Annotated in this window: 12 protein-coding genes; 3 read left to right on the plus strand and 9 right to left on the minus strand. The window is 72.5% G+C overall.

Translation table 11 applies throughout. From position 1 onward, the window contains the following. Positions 1 to 101: 101 nt before the first annotated feature. From C7M71_RS04550 to C7M71_RS04570, 5 genes are all read right to left on the minus strand, one after another. The gene (locus tag C7M71_RS04550; protein WP_111491009.1) at positions 102 to 1,172 is read right to left on the minus strand and encodes a S1 family peptidase; all 1,071 of its coding nucleotides are present in this window, start codon (positions 1,170 to 1,172) and stop codon (positions 102 to 104) included. Positions 1,173 to 1,403: 231 nt separating this feature from the next. Further along, the gene (locus C7M71_RS04555) at positions 1,404 to 2,390 is read right to left on the minus strand and encodes a carbohydrate ABC transporter permease (RefSeq protein WP_114914185.1); all 987 of its coding nucleotides are present in this window, start codon (positions 2,388 to 2,390) and stop codon (positions 1,404 to 1,406) included. Continuing rightward, positions 2,329 to 3,345, minus strand: coding sequence for a carbohydrate ABC transporter permease (locus C7M71_RS04560; RefSeq protein WP_111491011.1), 1,017 nt, complete (start codon positions 3,343 to 3,345; stop codon positions 2,329 to 2,331). The genes C7M71_RS04555 and C7M71_RS04560 overlap by 62 nt, the downstream gene beginning before the upstream one ends. 16 nt (positions 3,346 to 3,361) lie before the next feature. Continuing rightward, positions 3,362 to 4,729, minus strand: coding sequence for an ABC transporter substrate-binding protein (locus C7M71_RS04565; protein WP_111491012.1), 1,368 nt, complete (start codon positions 4,727 to 4,729; stop codon positions 3,362 to 3,364). Between the two features lie 258 nt (positions 4,730 to 4,987). Next, positions 4,988 to 6,106 carry a baeRF2 domain-containing protein gene (locus C7M71_RS04570; protein ID WP_111491013.1) on the minus strand — a complete coding sequence of 373 codons (1,119 nt, stop codon included), beginning with the start codon at positions 6,104 to 6,106 and terminating at the stop codon, positions 4,988 to 4,990. Positions 6,107 to 6,334: 228 nt separating this feature from the next. Here C7M71_RS04570 and C7M71_RS04575 point away from each other — a divergent pair, with 228 nt between their 5' ends. Beyond that, entirely contained in the window at positions 6,335 to 6,733 is a 399-nt protein-coding gene (locus C7M71_RS04575) for a RidA family protein (RefSeq protein WP_111491014.1), read from the plus strand. A gap of 15 nt (positions 6,734 to 6,748) precedes the next feature. Here the strand turns inward: C7M71_RS04575 and C7M71_RS04580 are convergent, their stop codons facing one another. Next, on the minus strand, positions 6,749 to 8,401 hold the full coding sequence (locus C7M71_RS04580) for a glycoside hydrolase family 13 protein (RefSeq protein WP_111491015.1): 1,653 nt from the start codon (positions 8,399 to 8,401) through the stop codon (positions 6,749 to 6,751). A gap of 143 nt (positions 8,402 to 8,544) precedes the next feature. Here C7M71_RS04580 and C7M71_RS04585 point away from each other — a divergent pair, with 143 nt between their 5' ends. Next, a complete protein-coding gene (locus tag C7M71_RS04585) occupies positions 8,545 to 9,951 on the plus strand; it encodes a glutamate decarboxylase (RefSeq protein WP_111491016.1) in 1,407 nt (468 codons plus the stop codon). 57 nt (positions 9,952 to 10,008) lie between these two features. Beyond that, positions 10,009 to 11,151 (plus strand): aminopeptidase P family protein, encoded by a 1,143-nt coding sequence (locus C7M71_RS04590; RefSeq protein WP_111491017.1) that lies wholly within the window; start codon positions 10,009 to 10,011, stop codon positions 11,149 to 11,151. 84 nt (positions 11,152 to 11,235) lie between these two features. Here C7M71_RS04590 and C7M71_RS04595 read toward each other — a convergent pair whose 3' ends face one another. The 3 genes from C7M71_RS04595 to C7M71_RS04605 all read right to left on the minus strand — a co-directional run bounded on the left by C7M71_RS04595 (position 11,236) and on the right by C7M71_RS04605 (position 14,800). Beyond that, positions 11,236 to 12,678 (minus strand): GH1 family beta-glucosidase, encoded by a 1,443-nt coding sequence (locus C7M71_RS04595; RefSeq protein WP_111491018.1) that lies wholly within the window; start codon positions 12,676 to 12,678, stop codon positions 11,236 to 11,238. A gap of 107 nt (positions 12,679 to 12,785) precedes the next feature. After that, positions 12,786 to 13,805, minus strand: coding sequence for an ABC transporter ATP-binding protein (locus tag C7M71_RS04600; RefSeq protein WP_111491019.1), 1,020 nt, complete (start codon positions 13,803 to 13,805; stop codon positions 12,786 to 12,788). After that, positions 13,802 to 14,800, minus strand: a complete 999-nt coding sequence (locus tag C7M71_RS04605) for an ABC transporter permease (RefSeq protein ID WP_111491020.1) — start codon at positions 14,798 to 14,800, stop codon at positions 13,802 to 13,804. The genes C7M71_RS04600 and C7M71_RS04605 overlap by 4 nt, the downstream gene beginning before the upstream one ends.

Genomic DNA, 14,800 nt, shown 5'->3' on the forward strand with positions numbered 1-14,800 from the left:
GCGGGCGGGGCTGGGTGTCGGAGGCCCAGGGTAGAGCGGATGGCCACGGGCCCCGGGCGCGCGCGGCGCTCGGGGCCCGTGGGGTGCGGGGCGGAGTGGGGTCAGGGCAGGGTCACGCCGTAGGCGCTCATCGCGGCGGTGACCGGCTGGAAGTAGGTCGTACCGCCGGAGGAGCAGTTGCCGCTGCCGCCGGAGGTGAGGCCGTAGGCGACGGTGCCGGCGTAGAGGGCGCCGCCGCTGTCGCCGCCCTCGGCGCAGACCGAGGTGCGGATCAGGCCGGAGACGGAGCCCTCGGCGTAGTTGACGGTGGCGTTGAGCGCGGTGACGGTACCGCTGCGGACGCCGGTGGTGCTGCCGCTGCGGTAGACGGTCTGGCCGACCGACGGGGTCGCGGCGGAGGTGATGGTCTGGTAGGAGCCGTTGTAGAGGTAGACGTTGGAGGGCTGGGCACCGCTGGTGCTGTACTGCACCAGGGCATAGTCCTTGCCGGGGAAGGTGGAGCGGACCGTGGAGCCGATCTTGTTGCTCTGCGACGAGTTGGAGTACCAGGTGGACGCCACGTTGCCGCAGTGTCCGGCGGTGAGGAAGTAGTAGGTGGAGCCGCTCCTCACGTTGAAGCCCAGCGAGCAGCGGTAGCCGCCGCCGTAGATGGCCTCGCCGCCGCCGATGCGCGGGGAGAAGGTGCCGGACACCTTCTCGATCCGGGCGGCGGAGCCGAGCGCCTCGGCGGCCTTCTCCAGCTTGGCGAGCCTGGCGCCGGTCACCGAGGAGTCGACGGAGATGAGGACCTGGTTGGTGGCGGGGTCCACGGCCCAGGCGGTGCCGGGGATGCGGGCGGTGCGGTCGAGGACGTCGGTGGCGGCCTTGAGCTGGGCACCGCTGCGGGTGACCAGCTTGGCCTCGGCGCCCTGGGCGCGCACCTTGGCGGCCGAGGCGGAGTCGGTGACGGTGACCACCAGCCGGCCGCCGTCGACATACGAGCCGGCGGAGTGGGCGTCGCCGAGCTGCTGCTGCACCTGGGCGGAGAGGGTGGACACCTGCTGCGGGCTGAGGGCCTGGGCCGGGGTGGCGGCCTGGGCCTGCGGCAGGGCGAGGGCGGTTGCGGCCAGCACCGCTGCTGCTGCGGTGGCGAGCAGGCTGGTGCGGCGGCCGAGGGTGCGACTGTTCCTCACGCGGGTCTCCCTGGAGACTTGAGGAGCGGACACGGGGGGCGTGCCCGGGCCCGCCGGTCGGCGGGCGCGGATTGGCCCGGTACGCGGCAGCCGCCGGGTAAGCGGCCTTACGTCGCGTACATGTCAAGCCGGGATCAGTCTCCACGGGCGCTGTCGGAAGTGACAAGTGGTGTTCCCGGCGACTTGTGGCCAGTGGCGGGAGTCCGCCGGACGGACTCCCGCCACCCGGTGTCACCCCTTGCCGGCTCCCAGGGTCAGGCCCGCGATGAAGTGGCGCTGGAGCAGGAAGAAGACCAGCACCGTGGGCAGGGCGACCAGCACCGAACCCGCCGCCAGCAGGTTGTAGTCGGTGAAGAACTGGCCGCGCAGATTGTTGAGCGCACTGGTGACCGGCAGCTTCTCCGGGTCGTTGATGAGCACCAGGGCCCAGAGGAAGTCGTTGTACATCCAGGTGAACTCCAGTGTCGCCAGGGCGGCCAGGGCCGGTCGGCAGAGCGGCAGGGTGATCCGCCAGTACTGGGTCCACACCCCGGCGCCGTCCACGATGGCCGCCTCGGTGATCTCCTCGGGCAGCGCCCGCATGAAGTTGGTCAGGACGAAGACGCAGAAGCCCAGCTGGAAGGCGACCTGGATGGCGATCACCCCCAGGTAGGAGTCATAGAGCACCTGGGAGTCGGAGAGCGCGTAGGGCAGCGCGATGTGGTTGAACATCACATACAGCGGCGTCACCAGCACCTGCGGCGGCAGCAGGTTCCCGGCCGTGAACACGACCAGCAGAAAGACCCCGCCACGGATCCGCACCCGGGCCACCGCGAAGGCCGTGAAGGAGGCCAGCAGCAGGGTCACCACCACCCCGGGCACCGCGATGATCAGCGAGTTGGCGAAGTGGTGGCCCATCCCGGACTGGGTGAACGCCTGCCGGTAGTAGTCCAGGCTGAGGTGCCGCGGCAGCGAGAAGTAGCCGTCCCTGGCGGTCTCCTGGTACGGGCGCAGCGAGGCGTAGACGGCGAGCAGCACCGGGGCCAGCCAGCCCAGGGCGACCACGCAGAGGAAGGCGTGCAGGACCAGCCGGGCGGGGCGGACCCGGGCCCGGCGGCGGGGGCGGGGGCGGTGCCGTCCGGTTCGAGGCCGGGGGCGGGTGGGGCGGCGAGTGCGGTCATGGGCGGTCTCCCCCTGCTCCCCGGCGCCGGCGGGCCGGTCGACCGGTGCCCCTGCCATTGCCGCTGCCACTGGCGCTGCCGCTGCGGCCCTCGCTGAGCTCATGGGCGAGGTAGCCGATGATGAAGACGAGCGAGACCCCCAGCAGCAGCACCGCGATGGCCGAACCGAAGCCGATCCGGCTGGCCTCGCCGATGATGTTGTCGGTGACCAGCACACTGAGCAGTTCCAGGCCGTTGCGGCCGTGGTTGACGGCGTAGACGATGTCGAAGGCGCGCAGCGCCTCGATGACGGTGATGACACCGACGATGACATTGACCGGCCGCAGGGTGGGCAGCACCACCCGGAAGAACGCCTGGGCCTCGCTCGCCCCGTCGATGGCGGCGGCCTCCTTGAGGGAGGGGTCGACGGACTTCAGCCCGGCCAGGTAGAGGATCATCACATAGCCGGTGTGCCGCCAGCCGGCCAGCAGCAGTACGGCCCAGAGGTTGATGCCGGGGTCGCCGATCCAGTCGACCGGGTCGCCGGTGCGCCCGAGCAGGCCGTTGAGCGCGCCCTGGTCCCGGGAGAAGACCAGCTGCGCGATAAAGCCGATCACCGCCAGGGAGAGCACCACCGGCAGGTAGACGGCGCTCCGGTAGAAGCGGCTGAAGCGCAGTGAGCGGTCCAGCAGGACGGCGAAGAAGAGGCCGAGCGGGGTGGCGACCAGGGCGAGGAAGCCCAGCCAGATCAGGTTGTGGCGGACCGCCGGCCAGAACGGCGGGTAGTTGCCGGTGGCGTCGGCGTAGTTGCGCCCGCCGACGCCGTGGATGGCACCGATGCCGTCCCAGGAGGTGAAGGAGAGGCCGACGGAGGCCAGCGCCGGGCCCCAGACCAGGGCCAGGTCGAGCAGCACCGGGATGCCCAGCAGCAGGCCCAGCACCAGCAGGTCCCGGCGGCTCAACCGGCGGATGCGGGACCGGCGGGCGCGCGGACCACGGAGGCGGACGGCGGTCCGGTGGGAGGTGTCCGACACGGTGCTCCCCTCGCCCTCAGCCCTCGTCGGCGAAGAGGGACTTCTTCTGCCGCTCGATGTCGTTGACCAGGCCGTCGATGTCCTTGGGGTCGTTGATGAACGTCTGGAGGGCCGGGATCATCACGGTGGAGGCGAAGTCGGGCCGGGTGTCGCGGTCGAGGAACTGCGAGACATGGGCCGCGCTGGAGACCAGCTCGACGGCCTTCTTCTGGAGAGCGTTGTAACCGCTGGTGTCGGCGCCGGAGTTGACCGCGATGTTGTTGGGGTCGGCGGAGATGTAGGTCTCCTCGGCGGCGGGCGTGGCGAGGTAGCCGAGCAGGTCCCGGGCGGCGTCCTTGTTGCCTCCCCGGTGCGGCAGCAGAAAGCCGTCCATGGGCGCCTCGACCGAGTCCTGGCCCCACTGCGGGTCGATCTCGGGGAAGGCGAAGAAGTCGAGGTCGCCCCGGTCGGCCTCGGCGAACTGCTGGCCGGGGTGGGGCAGTCCGAAGACGGCCATGCCGGTCTTCTTCCGGGCGAGGCTCTGGGCGGCCTCCTGCCAGGTGCGGCCGTTGGCACCCCGGTCGTGGTAGGGCATCAGGCCCCGCCAGAGGTCGAAGACATGCCGCACCCTGGGGTCGGTCCAGGACTCCTGGCCGGCCATCAGTGAACGGTGGAACGCATAGCCGTTGGCGCGCAGGTCCAGGTAGTCGAAGGTGCCCATGGCGGGCCAGCCGTCCCGGTCGCCGAAGGCGAAGGGCACCAGGCCGTCCTTCTGCATCCGCCTGGCGAGGGCGGTGTACTGGTCGAAGGTCTTCGGCACCTGGTAGCCGTGCTGCCGGAAGACGCTCTTCCGGTAGAAGACGGCCCATGGGTAGAAGTAGTACGGCACAAAGTACTGCTTGCCGTCCTGGCCGGTGGACTGGTCCTTGAGCGCCTGGGAGAACCCGGTGAAGCCCTGCCAGAGGTCGCTGATGTCATCGAGCAGGCCCTTCGCCGCGAAGAACTGCATCCGGTATCCGGCGAACCACATGGAGACGTCGTCCGGCCGGCTCTGGAGATAGCGGTTGATGTTCTCCTGGAAGGTGTTGTGGTCCGTGGTGCGGACCTCCACCCGGTGTCCGCTCTTCGCCTGGTAGCCCGCGATGACGTCGCGGTACGCCTGGCGCGGCAGCGGGTCCGAGGCGTTGGAGCCGAGCGTGGCGGTGCCGCTGCCGCTGTCGCTGTCGCTGTCGCCGGAGCTTCTGGGGCCGCTGCTGCACGAGGCGAGCAGCGCGGGGAGTGCGACCGCCCCGGCGCCGGCGAGGGTGGTGCGCAGCAGGGCGCGGCGGGAGAGCCGTGCGGGGGCGGGATGGTGCGTCGTGGTGGACCCGGACGTCGGTGATCCGTCGGCGGATGAGTGCGCCATAACCCCTCCCGAGGGGGATCGGGGGAACACAACCGAACGCAAGCGTTCAGATCGCACCAACTGATCGGGTCCCTGTCAAGGATCGCCACCGAATGTCCCCGCCCGCTCCCCGGGACGGCCCACGTGGCACGGCCGGAGATGCGGCGTCGCACGGGCGCCGCCGCAGGGGTGGGGCCGACGGGCTGATTCCCACAGGTTCGGACGTAACCGATCAGGTTCCCTCGCTGGGGCGGCACCGTACGGACTGCCGTCGTTCGGTCACTCGTGGCGCAGCAGCGCCCCGATGCCGTCGGCGGGCTTGGCGCCGTCGCCCGGCCGCAGCACCACCAGGTCGGCGGCGGTGGCTGCCAGCGTACGGGCGATGGCGGCGTCGGCCCGGTCCTGCTGCGGCACCTCCACGCCGAGCAGTCGGGCGTCCTCGCTGAAGAGCGCCAGCTGGCCGGGGTCCGGGCCGATCCACAGCCGGGCCTCGGACTCGGGGCGGTCCTCCAGCAGTACGGTGAGCACCTTGCCCTCGGCCAGCGCGTTGACCACCGGGCCCACGCCCTCGACGGCCAGGCCGTGGCGGCCCAGCTCCTGGGCGAACCGGTCGGCCGCAGCCATCCGGGGGCGGGCGGCGCGGGCGGCGACCGCCGCCTGCCGGGCGGCCTCGATATGGGCGGGGCTGGTCCCCTCGGCGCGGCCTCCGGTGTCCAGTTCGGTGACGGTCTCCTGCCACCGGGCGGGCAGATGCTCACGGAGCAGCGCCACCGCCCGGACGTCGCCGGTCACCAGGATCGCCTCCACCGCGAACCGCTCGGCGACGGCGGCGGCCTCGGCGGCCACCGAGCGGGCGTTGCGGTCCCAGGTGTTCTCGGCCCGCCGCTGGTAGCGGGGCTGCGACCAGCCGCCGGGGTGGCTCTTGTGGATGGGGTCGGTGCTGCCCTGGACCTCCTGGGCGTCCTCGGGCGTCTCCCGGCCGCCGGCGCCCAGGCTCCAGACGCTGAAGTCGGCGCCGGTGCGGTCCACCGCGACCAGCAGGTGCGGGATCTGCTCGCCGCGCTGCACCAGCAGCGGCATCACATGCGGCAGCGGCGCCCAGACCGCCCGGGTGGCCGGGGGCGGGTCGGGCAGCGGTTCGCTGTGCACGACCCGCCCTCCGGTGGCGAAGACGGCCAGCCCGCGGCGGCCCGGGGAGCCGCGCAGCTCGGTGATGGCCTGGTGCACCGCGTCGGCGGTGGCGGGGTCGGCGCCCTGCTCCAGCAGTTGCTCGCGAGCGGAGCGGGCGCGCAGCGGGATGGCCTGCCGGGCGTCCTCCGCGTCTCCCCCGATGTCGGCGTAGGCGCTGGCCCAGGGGCCGGGGTGCCCGTACAGGGGGCGCAGGTCGGTCAGTCTCACGGCGGGTTCCTCCTGACCTCGCGGGCGGGCTGCTCTGCGGGTTCCCGGTCAGCCGGGGGCGAAACCGCACCGGCCGGGGCCCGGGGCCGTGCGGGCGGCGCCTCCGGGGCGGGGCGGGGGATATGGCGGGGCAGGGGGATATTCGGTGTCGGGCGGCCGGCGGGACGGTGAGGATGGGGCCGGGCGGCGTCCGCCGCCTTGTACGGTCCCCTCGCGAGGAGCCAAGCCATGACCACCCGCCTCACCCATCTCGCCGCGCCCGCCGGGGTCGCGCCCGGCACCGGTTACAGCCATGTGGTCTCCGGCAGCGGGCGGCTGGTCGCCGTCTCCGGGCAGATCGCCGTGGACGAGCACGGCGAGTTGGTGGGGCCCGGCGACCCGGCGGCGCAGGCCCGGCAGGTCTTCGAGAACCTGCGGCGCTGCCTCGCCGCAGCCGGTGCGACCTTCGCCGACGTGGTGAAGCTGACCTTCTATGTCACCGACACGGCCTATCTGCCCGCCGTCCGGATCGCCCGGGACGAGGTGATCGACACCGAGCGCCCGCCGGCGAGCATGGCGATGCAGGTCGCCGCGCTCATCCGGCCGGAGCTGCTGGTGGAGGTCGATGCGCTGGCGGTGGTCGGCTGACCGGTTGACCAGCCGTCAGGAGTCCGGGTAGCGCAGCCAGGCGGCGGTGTCGGGCGGGAGGAGTCCGCCGGTCAGCGGGTCGGAGGTGAGCAGGAGTTCGCCGGGTGGCAGGGGCTGCGGGCGGCTGCCGAGATTGACGGCGCAGACCAGGCCGCGGGAGTGGCGGAAGGCCAGCAGCTGCGCCGGGTCGCCCTGGTCCAGCCAGCGGAGGGTGCCGTCGCCGCCGTGGGTGCGGCGCAGCCGCAGGGCGGTGCGTACCAGTTCCAGGGTGGAGCCGGGGGCGCCGGTCTGGGCCGCCACCGAGAGGTCGGCCCAGGTGGGCGGCTGGGGCAGCCAGGCCGGTCCCGGGCCGAAGCCGTACGAGGGCCCGGTCGGCGTCCAGGGCAGGGGGACGCGGCAGCCGTCGCGGCCCTTGCGGGTGTGGCCGGAGCGTTCCCAGGTGGGGTCCCGGAGGGCGTCGGCGGGCAGGTCGGCGACCTCCGGCAGGCCGAGTTCGTCGCCCTGGTAGAGGTAGGCGGAGCCGGGGAGGGCCAGCATCAGCAGGGTGCCGGCCCTCCCCCGGCGGCGGCCCAGGGTGTCGTCGGCGCCGTCGGCACCCTCCACATCGCCGCCCGGGGCGAGCAGCCAGGCGTCGCTGTCGGCGCCGGGCGGCAGGGCGTAGCGGGAGCGGTGCCGAACCACATCGTGGTTGGAGAGCACCCAGGTGGTGGCGGAGCCGTGCTCGCCGTCGGCGGCCAGCGAGGCGTCGATGACGGAGCGGAAGGCGGTGCCGCTCCAGGGTGTGGTGAGGAAGTCGAAGTTGAAAGCCTGGTGCAGTTCGTCGGGGCGGGTGTAGCGGGCACGGCGCGGGTGGGGCAGCCATGCCTCGGCGACGGCGGCGCGCGGCGGTCGGTAGGTGTCCAGGAGGCGGCGCCAGTCGCGGTAGATCTCATGGACCTCCTCGCGGTCCTCCAGAGGGTGGTCGGGGTGCTGGTTGATGATCCGCAGGTCGTTGGAGGGGCCGAGGTCGCGCAGTGGGTCGGCGAGGTCCTTGGCGAGGCCGTTGGCGACGTCGATGCGGAAGCCGTCCACGCCGAGGTCCAGCCAGAACCGCAGGATCCTGCTGAACTCGGTGCGGACCGAGGGTTCGGCCCAGTTCAGGTCGGGCTGCTCGGGGGCGAACATATGCAGATACCACTGGCCGTCCGGGACGCGGTGCCAGGCGGGGCTGCCGAACTTGGCCCGCCAGGCGGTGGGGGGCAGCGCGCCGTCGGGGCCTTTGCCGTCGCGGAAGACATAGCGGGCGCGGGCGGGCGAGTCGGGGCCGTCGGCGAGCGCGGCACGGAACCACGGGTGCCGGTCGGAGGTGTGGTTGGGGACGAGGTCGATCAGTACCCGCAGACCGCGCTCATGGGCGCGGACGATCAGCGTCTCGGCGTCGGCGAGGGTGCCCAGCCGGGGGTCCACATCGCAGTGGTCGGCGATGTCATAGCCGCCGTCGGCGAGCGGGGAGGGGTAGAAGGGGGTGAGCCACACGGCGTCCACGCCGAGGGCGGCGAGGTGGTCGAGGCGGGCGGCGGCGCCGGGCAGGTCGCCCAGGCCGTCGCCGTCGGAGTCGGCGAAGCTGCGGACGTAGACCTGGTAGATCACGGCGTCGCGCCACCAGCGGTGGTCGGTGCTCGTCGGCATGGGGAATACGTACCCGGCGGCGGGGCGCGGGGCACCCGCCCGGGGGCGGTGCCCGTTCCGTACTCCTTGCGGATTCCGGGTGCGCCCGCCCGGCGGCGGTGCCACGGTGGAGGCACCAGCACGGTCGAGGAGAGGAACCCAGCGTGGCGCTGCACAAGGGCCGGGACGACGACCGGCGACTCGCCGTCAACCCCTTCCTCGGGGAGACCGACCCGGTGGGCTCCATGGCGGTCGCTCCGCCGCTGCACCGGCTTCCGGACGGGCCCATGACGCCGTCCGCCGCCTACCGCCTGATCCATGACGAACTGCTGCTCGACGGCAACGCCCGGCTCAACCTGGCCACCTTCGTCACCACCTGGATGGAACCCCAGGCGGCCACCCTCATGTCCGAGTGCTTCGACAAGAACATGGTCGACAAGGACGAGTACCCGCAGACCGCCGAACTGGAGCGGCGCTGCGTGGCCATCCTCGCCGACCTCTGGCACGCCCCCGACCCCGCCCAGGCCGTGGGCTGCTCCACCACCGGCTCCAGCGAAGCCTGCATGCTCGCCGGGCTGGCGCTCAAACGCCGCTGGATGCACCGCAACGCCGACCGGTACGCCGCCGGGGCGCGGCCCAACCTGGTGATGGGCATCAATGTGCAGGTCTGCTGGGAGAAGTTCTGCGCCTACTGGGAGGTCGAACCCCGGCTCGCCCCGATGGAGGGCGAGCGCTACCACCTCGACGCCGAGCAGGCGGTGCGGCTCTGCGACGAGAACACCATCGGCGTGGTCGGCGTGCTGGGCTCCACCTTCGACGGCAGCTATGAACCGGTCCAGGACATCTGCGCCGCCCTGGACGACCTCCAGCAGCGCACCGGCCTGGATGTGCCGGTCCATGTCGACGGCGCTTCCGGCGCGATGGTGGCGCCGTTCCTGGACGAGGAGCTGGTCTGGGACTTCCGGCTGCCGCGCGTTGCCTCCATCAACACCTCCGGCCACAAGTACGGTCTGGTTTTTCCTGGCGTGGGCTGGGCGCTCTGGCGCGACCAGGAGGCGCTCCCCGAGGAGCTGGTCTTCCGGGTGAACTACCTCGGCGGCGACATGCCGACCTTTGCGCTCAACTTCTCCCGGCCCGGCTCCGAGGTGGTCGCCCAGTACTACACCTTCCTGCGGCTCGGCCGGGACGGCTACCGGGCCGTGCAGCAGGCGTCCCGGGACGTGGCCGGGCGGCTCGCCGACGGTATCGAGGCGCTGGGCTGCTTCCGGCTGCTCACCCGGGGCGACCAGCTGCCGGTCTTCGCCTTCACCACCGCCGACGATGTCACCGCCTTCGACGTCTTCGATGTGTCGCGGCGGCTGCGCGAGCGCGGCTGGCTGGTCCCCGCGTACGCCTTCCCGGAGCATCGCGCGGACCTGTCGGTGCTGCGTATCGTCTGCCGCAACGGCTTCTCGCAGGACCTCGCCGACCTGCTGCTGACCGACCTCGGCAGACTGGTCGAAGAACTGCACCACCAGCCGAAGCCGCTCCAGCAGCTGGGCGTCGAGCCCCGCACGGCCTTCCACCACTGAACCACGACGCCTCCCGGCGCGGACCGCAGCCGCCCGGGAGGCCCCGGAGGCACCACCATGTCCGACACCGACACCGGCACCCCGCCCCCCGCACCCTTCACCCGCGACGACTACGCCGCCCGGATGGCCCGCGCCGCCCGGACCGCAGCCGAGGCGGGACTGGCCGGACTGGTCGTCATGCCCGGCCCCGACCTGGCCTGGCTGACCGGCTACCTGCCCACCGCGACCACCGAGCGGCTCACCCTGCTGGTGCTCGACCCCGACCGGGAGCCGACGCTGCTGGTCCCGGCCCTGGAGCAGGGCGACGCGGCGGCGGCCCCGGGCGCCGGGGCGGTCGCCATCGGCGGTTGGAAGGACGGCCAGGACCCCTACGCCGCCGCAGCGGCGCTGCTGCGCCCGGAGGGCCGCTACGGGATCTCCGACTCCTCCTGGGCCCAGCACCTGCTGGGGCTTCAGCGGGCCCTGCCGGGGACGGCGTACGCGGCGCTGAGCGAGGCGCTGCCGATGCTGCGCGCGGTCAAGGACGCGACCGAGCTGGAGCGGCTGGCGGCCGCCGGGGCCGCCGCCGACGCCGCGTACGAGGATGTGCTGAGGGTGCGCTTCGCCGGGCGGCGGGAGTCCGAGATCGCCGCAGACCTGGCGGCGCTGCTGCTGGAGCACGGGCACAGCCAGGTCGACTTCACCGTGGTCGGCTCGGGCCCCAACGGCGCCAACCCGCACCATGAGGCGGGCGAGCGGGTGATCCGGGACGGCGACATGGTGGTGCTGGACTTCGGCGGGCTCAAGCACGGCTACGGCTCCGACACCACCCGTACGGTGCACGTCGGCGAACCCACCGCCGAGGAGCGCCGGGTGCATGACGTCGTCCGGGAGGCGCAGCAGGCCGGCTTCGAGGCGGTGCGGCCGGGGGTGGCCTGCCAGCAGGTCGACCGGGTGGCCCGGTCGGTGATCGACCAGGCCGGGTACGGGGAGTACTTCATCCACCGCACCGGGCACGGCATCGGGGTGACCACCCATGAGCCGCCGTACCTGGTGGAGGGCGAGGAGCTGCCGCTGGTGCCGGGGATGTGCTTCTCGATCGAGCCGGGGATCTACCTCCCGGGCCGCTTCGGGGTGCGGATCGAGGACATCGTGGTCTGCACCGAGGACGGCGGCCGCCGGCTGAACGGCACGCCGCATGGGATGGCCGTGGTCGCCTAGCCGCGGTCGCCTGGCGGGCAGCACGGAGCCCGCACCCGGACCGGTCAGGGGGGCGGCGGGGCGCGGGCCCGTGCTGATGCTATGTCAGCCGCGCTGCTCGCGGCTGCGCCGCACGGTGTCGCGGTACCATTCGGCGCTCTGCTTGAGGGTGCGCCGCTGGGTGTCGTAGTCGACCCGGACCAGGCCGAAGCGCTTGTCGTAGCCGTACGCCCACTCGAAGTTGTCCATCAGGGACCAGGCGAAGTAGCCGCGGACATCGGCTCCGGCGGCGCGGGCGGCGGCGACGGCCCGGATGTGGTCGGCCAGGTAGGCGGTGCGGTCGTCGTCCTGGACGCGGCCGTCGGCGTCGGCGGTGTCGTCGAAGGCGGCGCCGTTCTCGGTGATGTAGAGCGGCAGGCCGGGGTAGTCGCGGCCGAGGCGGGTCAGCAGGTCGGTGAGGCCGCGCGGGATGATGTCCCAGCCCATGGCGGTGACCGGCAGGTTCTGCGGGACGATGCGGGAGTAGGGCTCGCCGGAGGGCCGGGTCTCCGGCTCGCCGTCCTCCGGGGTGCCGGAGAAGACATGGCTGGAGTAGTAGTTGACGCCCAGCATGTCCAGCGGCTCCGAGATGGCCGCCAGGTCGCCGTCCTGGACGGGGATCTCGGCACCGCGCAGCGCCAGGTCGGAGATCACGTCGGCGGGGTAGCGGCCGTGGATCAGCGGGTCCAGGTAGAGCCGGGCGCCCAGCCCGTCGGCGCGGCGGGCGGCGTCCCGGTCGGCCTGGCGGTCGCTCGCGGGGTAGGCGTTGCCCATGTTGAGGGTGATGCCGAGCTGGATCGGCTCCGGGGCGGCGGCGCGCAGCCGCTGGGCGGCGAGGCCATGGCCGAGCAGCAGGTGGTGGACGGCCTTGATGGCGTCGGGGAAGTGGGTGCGGCCGGGGGCGTGCACGCCCTGGTCGTAGCCGAGCATGGCGGAGCACCAGGGCTCGTTGAGGGTGGTCCAGTGGCGGACCCGGTCGCCGAGGGCGTCCATGACCAGCTCGGCGTAGTCAGCGAAGCGGTGGGCGGTGTCACGGGTGGGCCAGCCGCCGGCGTCTTCGAGCTCCTGGGGGAGGTCCCAGTGGTAGAGGGTGATCCAGGGGAGGACGCCCTTGGCGAGGAGTTCGTCCACCAGGCGGTCGTAGAAGGCCAGGCCGGCGGCGTTGGCGGGGCCTCGGCCGCCGGGCTGGACCCGGGGCCAGGCGATGGAGAAGCGGTAGGAGTCCACGCCGAGGCCGGCGATCAGGGCGACGTCGTCGGGCATCCGGTGGTAGTGGTCGCAGGCGGTGTCGCCGTTCTCGCCGTCGACCACGGCGCCGGGGACGCGGCAGAAGGTGTCCCAGATGGAGGGGGTGCGGCCGTCCTCGGCGACGGCGCCTTCGATCTGGTACGAGGAGGTGGCCACGCCCCACAGGAAGTCGGCGGGCAGGCCGGCGGCGGCGTCCGTCGCGGCTGCGGCAGTGGCTGCGGCGTTGGCTTCGGCGGGGCGGATGTCAGTGGTGGCGTCCATGCTTGTCCTCAAGGGTTCGGATACGGAGTGGTGGGTGTCCGGGCAGGGGTGCTGCCGTGCCCGCCCGGGGAGGAGGGCGGGGCACGGCAGCGTGGGGTGTGGGCCGGTCAGCGGCCCTGCGGGGGGTGGTGCAGCCAGCAGGCGACGGAGCGGTCGGGCGTGTCGGAGTGCGGGGTGAGTACGGGGAGCAGCCGCTGGCAGGGTTCGTGGACCTTGGGGCAGCGGGGGTGGAAGGCGCAGCCGGTCGGCATGGCCTTGAGGTCGGGGGGTGAGCCGGGGATGCCGGTGAGTGCGCGGCGGGGGCCGTGCAGTCCGGGGAAGGAGTGGAGCAGTCCGTGGCTGTAGGGGTGGTGGGCGTCGCGGTAGAGGTCGGCGGCGGGCGCCTGCTCGACGATGCGTCCGCCGTACATGATGGCGATGCGGTCGGAGAACTCGATGAGCAGCGAGATGTCATGGGTGATGAAGACGACGGAGAAGCCCAGTTCCTCGCGGAGCCGTACCAGCTGCTGGAGGATCTGACGCTGCATCACCACGTCCAGGGCGGTGGTGGGCTCGTCCATGATGACGATCTCGGGGTCGAGCGCCAGCGCCATGGCGATCATGACGCGCTGGCGCATGCCCCCGGAGAGCTGGTGGGGGTAGCTGTCCAGCCGGTCGGCGGCGATGCCGACCAGTTTCAGCAGTTCCCGGGCGCGGGCCTGCCGGTCGGCGCGTGACATGGAGGGGCGGTGGGCCTTGAGGACGTCGGTGAGCTGGGTGGAGACCTTGTGGACGGGGTTGAGCGAGTTCATGGCGCCCTGGAAGACGATGGAGGTCTCGTTCCAGCGGAAGGCGCGCAGCTGCTGGGGGGTGAGGTCCAGGATGTCCAGGGGTTCGGCGGAGTCGCGCGGGTGGTAGCGGACCTCTCCGGCGGTGATGACGCCGGGCGGGGAGAGCAGCCGGGTGACGGCGTAGGCCAGGGTGGACTTGCCGCTGCCGCTCTCCCCGGCCAGGCCCAGCACCTCGCCCCGGTGCAGGGTGAGGTCGATGTGCTGGAGGGCGTGGACGGCGGCCTCGCCGAGGCCGTAGTCGACGTCCAGGCCACGGATCTCCAGCACGGGGGTGCGTTGCAGGGTCGGGGTGGTCATGCCCGGTCGCCCTTCTGCTCGGTGCGGACGACGGGGGTGAAGCCGGTGCGCATGCGGACCCTGCCGCCGGTGGAGCGGCCGGCGGTGCGCAGACGGGGGTTGACGAACTCGTCGATCCCGAAGTTGATCAGGGAGAGGGCGGTGCCCAGCAGGGCGATGCAGAGGCCGGCGGGGACAAACCACCACCAGGCGTTCTGGGCGAGGGCCTGGTTGTTCTGGGCCCAGAAGAGGACGGTGCCCCAGTTCCAGTTGGAGATGTTGGCGACGCCGATGAAGGAGAGGGTGATCTCGGAGAGCACGGCGAAGATGACGGTGCCGACGAAGCCGGAGGCGATGATGGCGGTGAGGTTGGGGAGGATCTCGAAGACGATGATCCGCCAGGTGGACTCGCCGGTGGCCCGCGCGGCCTCCACATAGTCGCGGCGGCGCAGCGAGAGGGTCTGGGCGCGCAGCACCCGCGCGCCCCAGGCCCAGGCCGTGACGGAGATGACCACCGCGATGATGACGTCGCTCGCGTCCGGGAGGAAGGAGGTGATGATGATGATCAGCGGCAGTCCGGGGATGACCAGGAAGACATTGCTGAGCAGGGAGAGCAGTTCGTCGCCGAGGCCGCCGAGGAAGCCGGCGGTGACGCCGACCAGCACCGAGATCACGGTGGCGAAGAACCCGGCGACAAAGCCGACGACCAGGACTCCCCGGGTGCCGACCAGCAGTTGCGAGGCGATGTCCTCGCCGGTCTGGGTGGTGCCCAGCAGGTGCTTCCAGGACGGCGGTTGGAGGATGTCGTTGCTCATCCCGGAGGGGTCGTAGGGGGCGATCCAGGGGCCGATGACGGCCAGTACGGCGAAGATGCCGAGGATCACCAGGCCGGTCACGGCCTTGCCGTTGCGGAGGAAGGTCAGCCGGCTGCGGCGGGCGCGGGCGATGCCGCCGGCCGGATCGCCGGGCGGCGGCTCGGAGGTGGCGACGGCGGGGTCGCTGGCTTGGACGGTCAT

The organism is Peterkaempfera bronchialis (genome assembly GCF_003258605.2).
GTDB lineage: Bacteria > Actinomycetota > Actinomycetes > Streptomycetales > Streptomycetaceae > Peterkaempfera > Peterkaempfera bronchialis.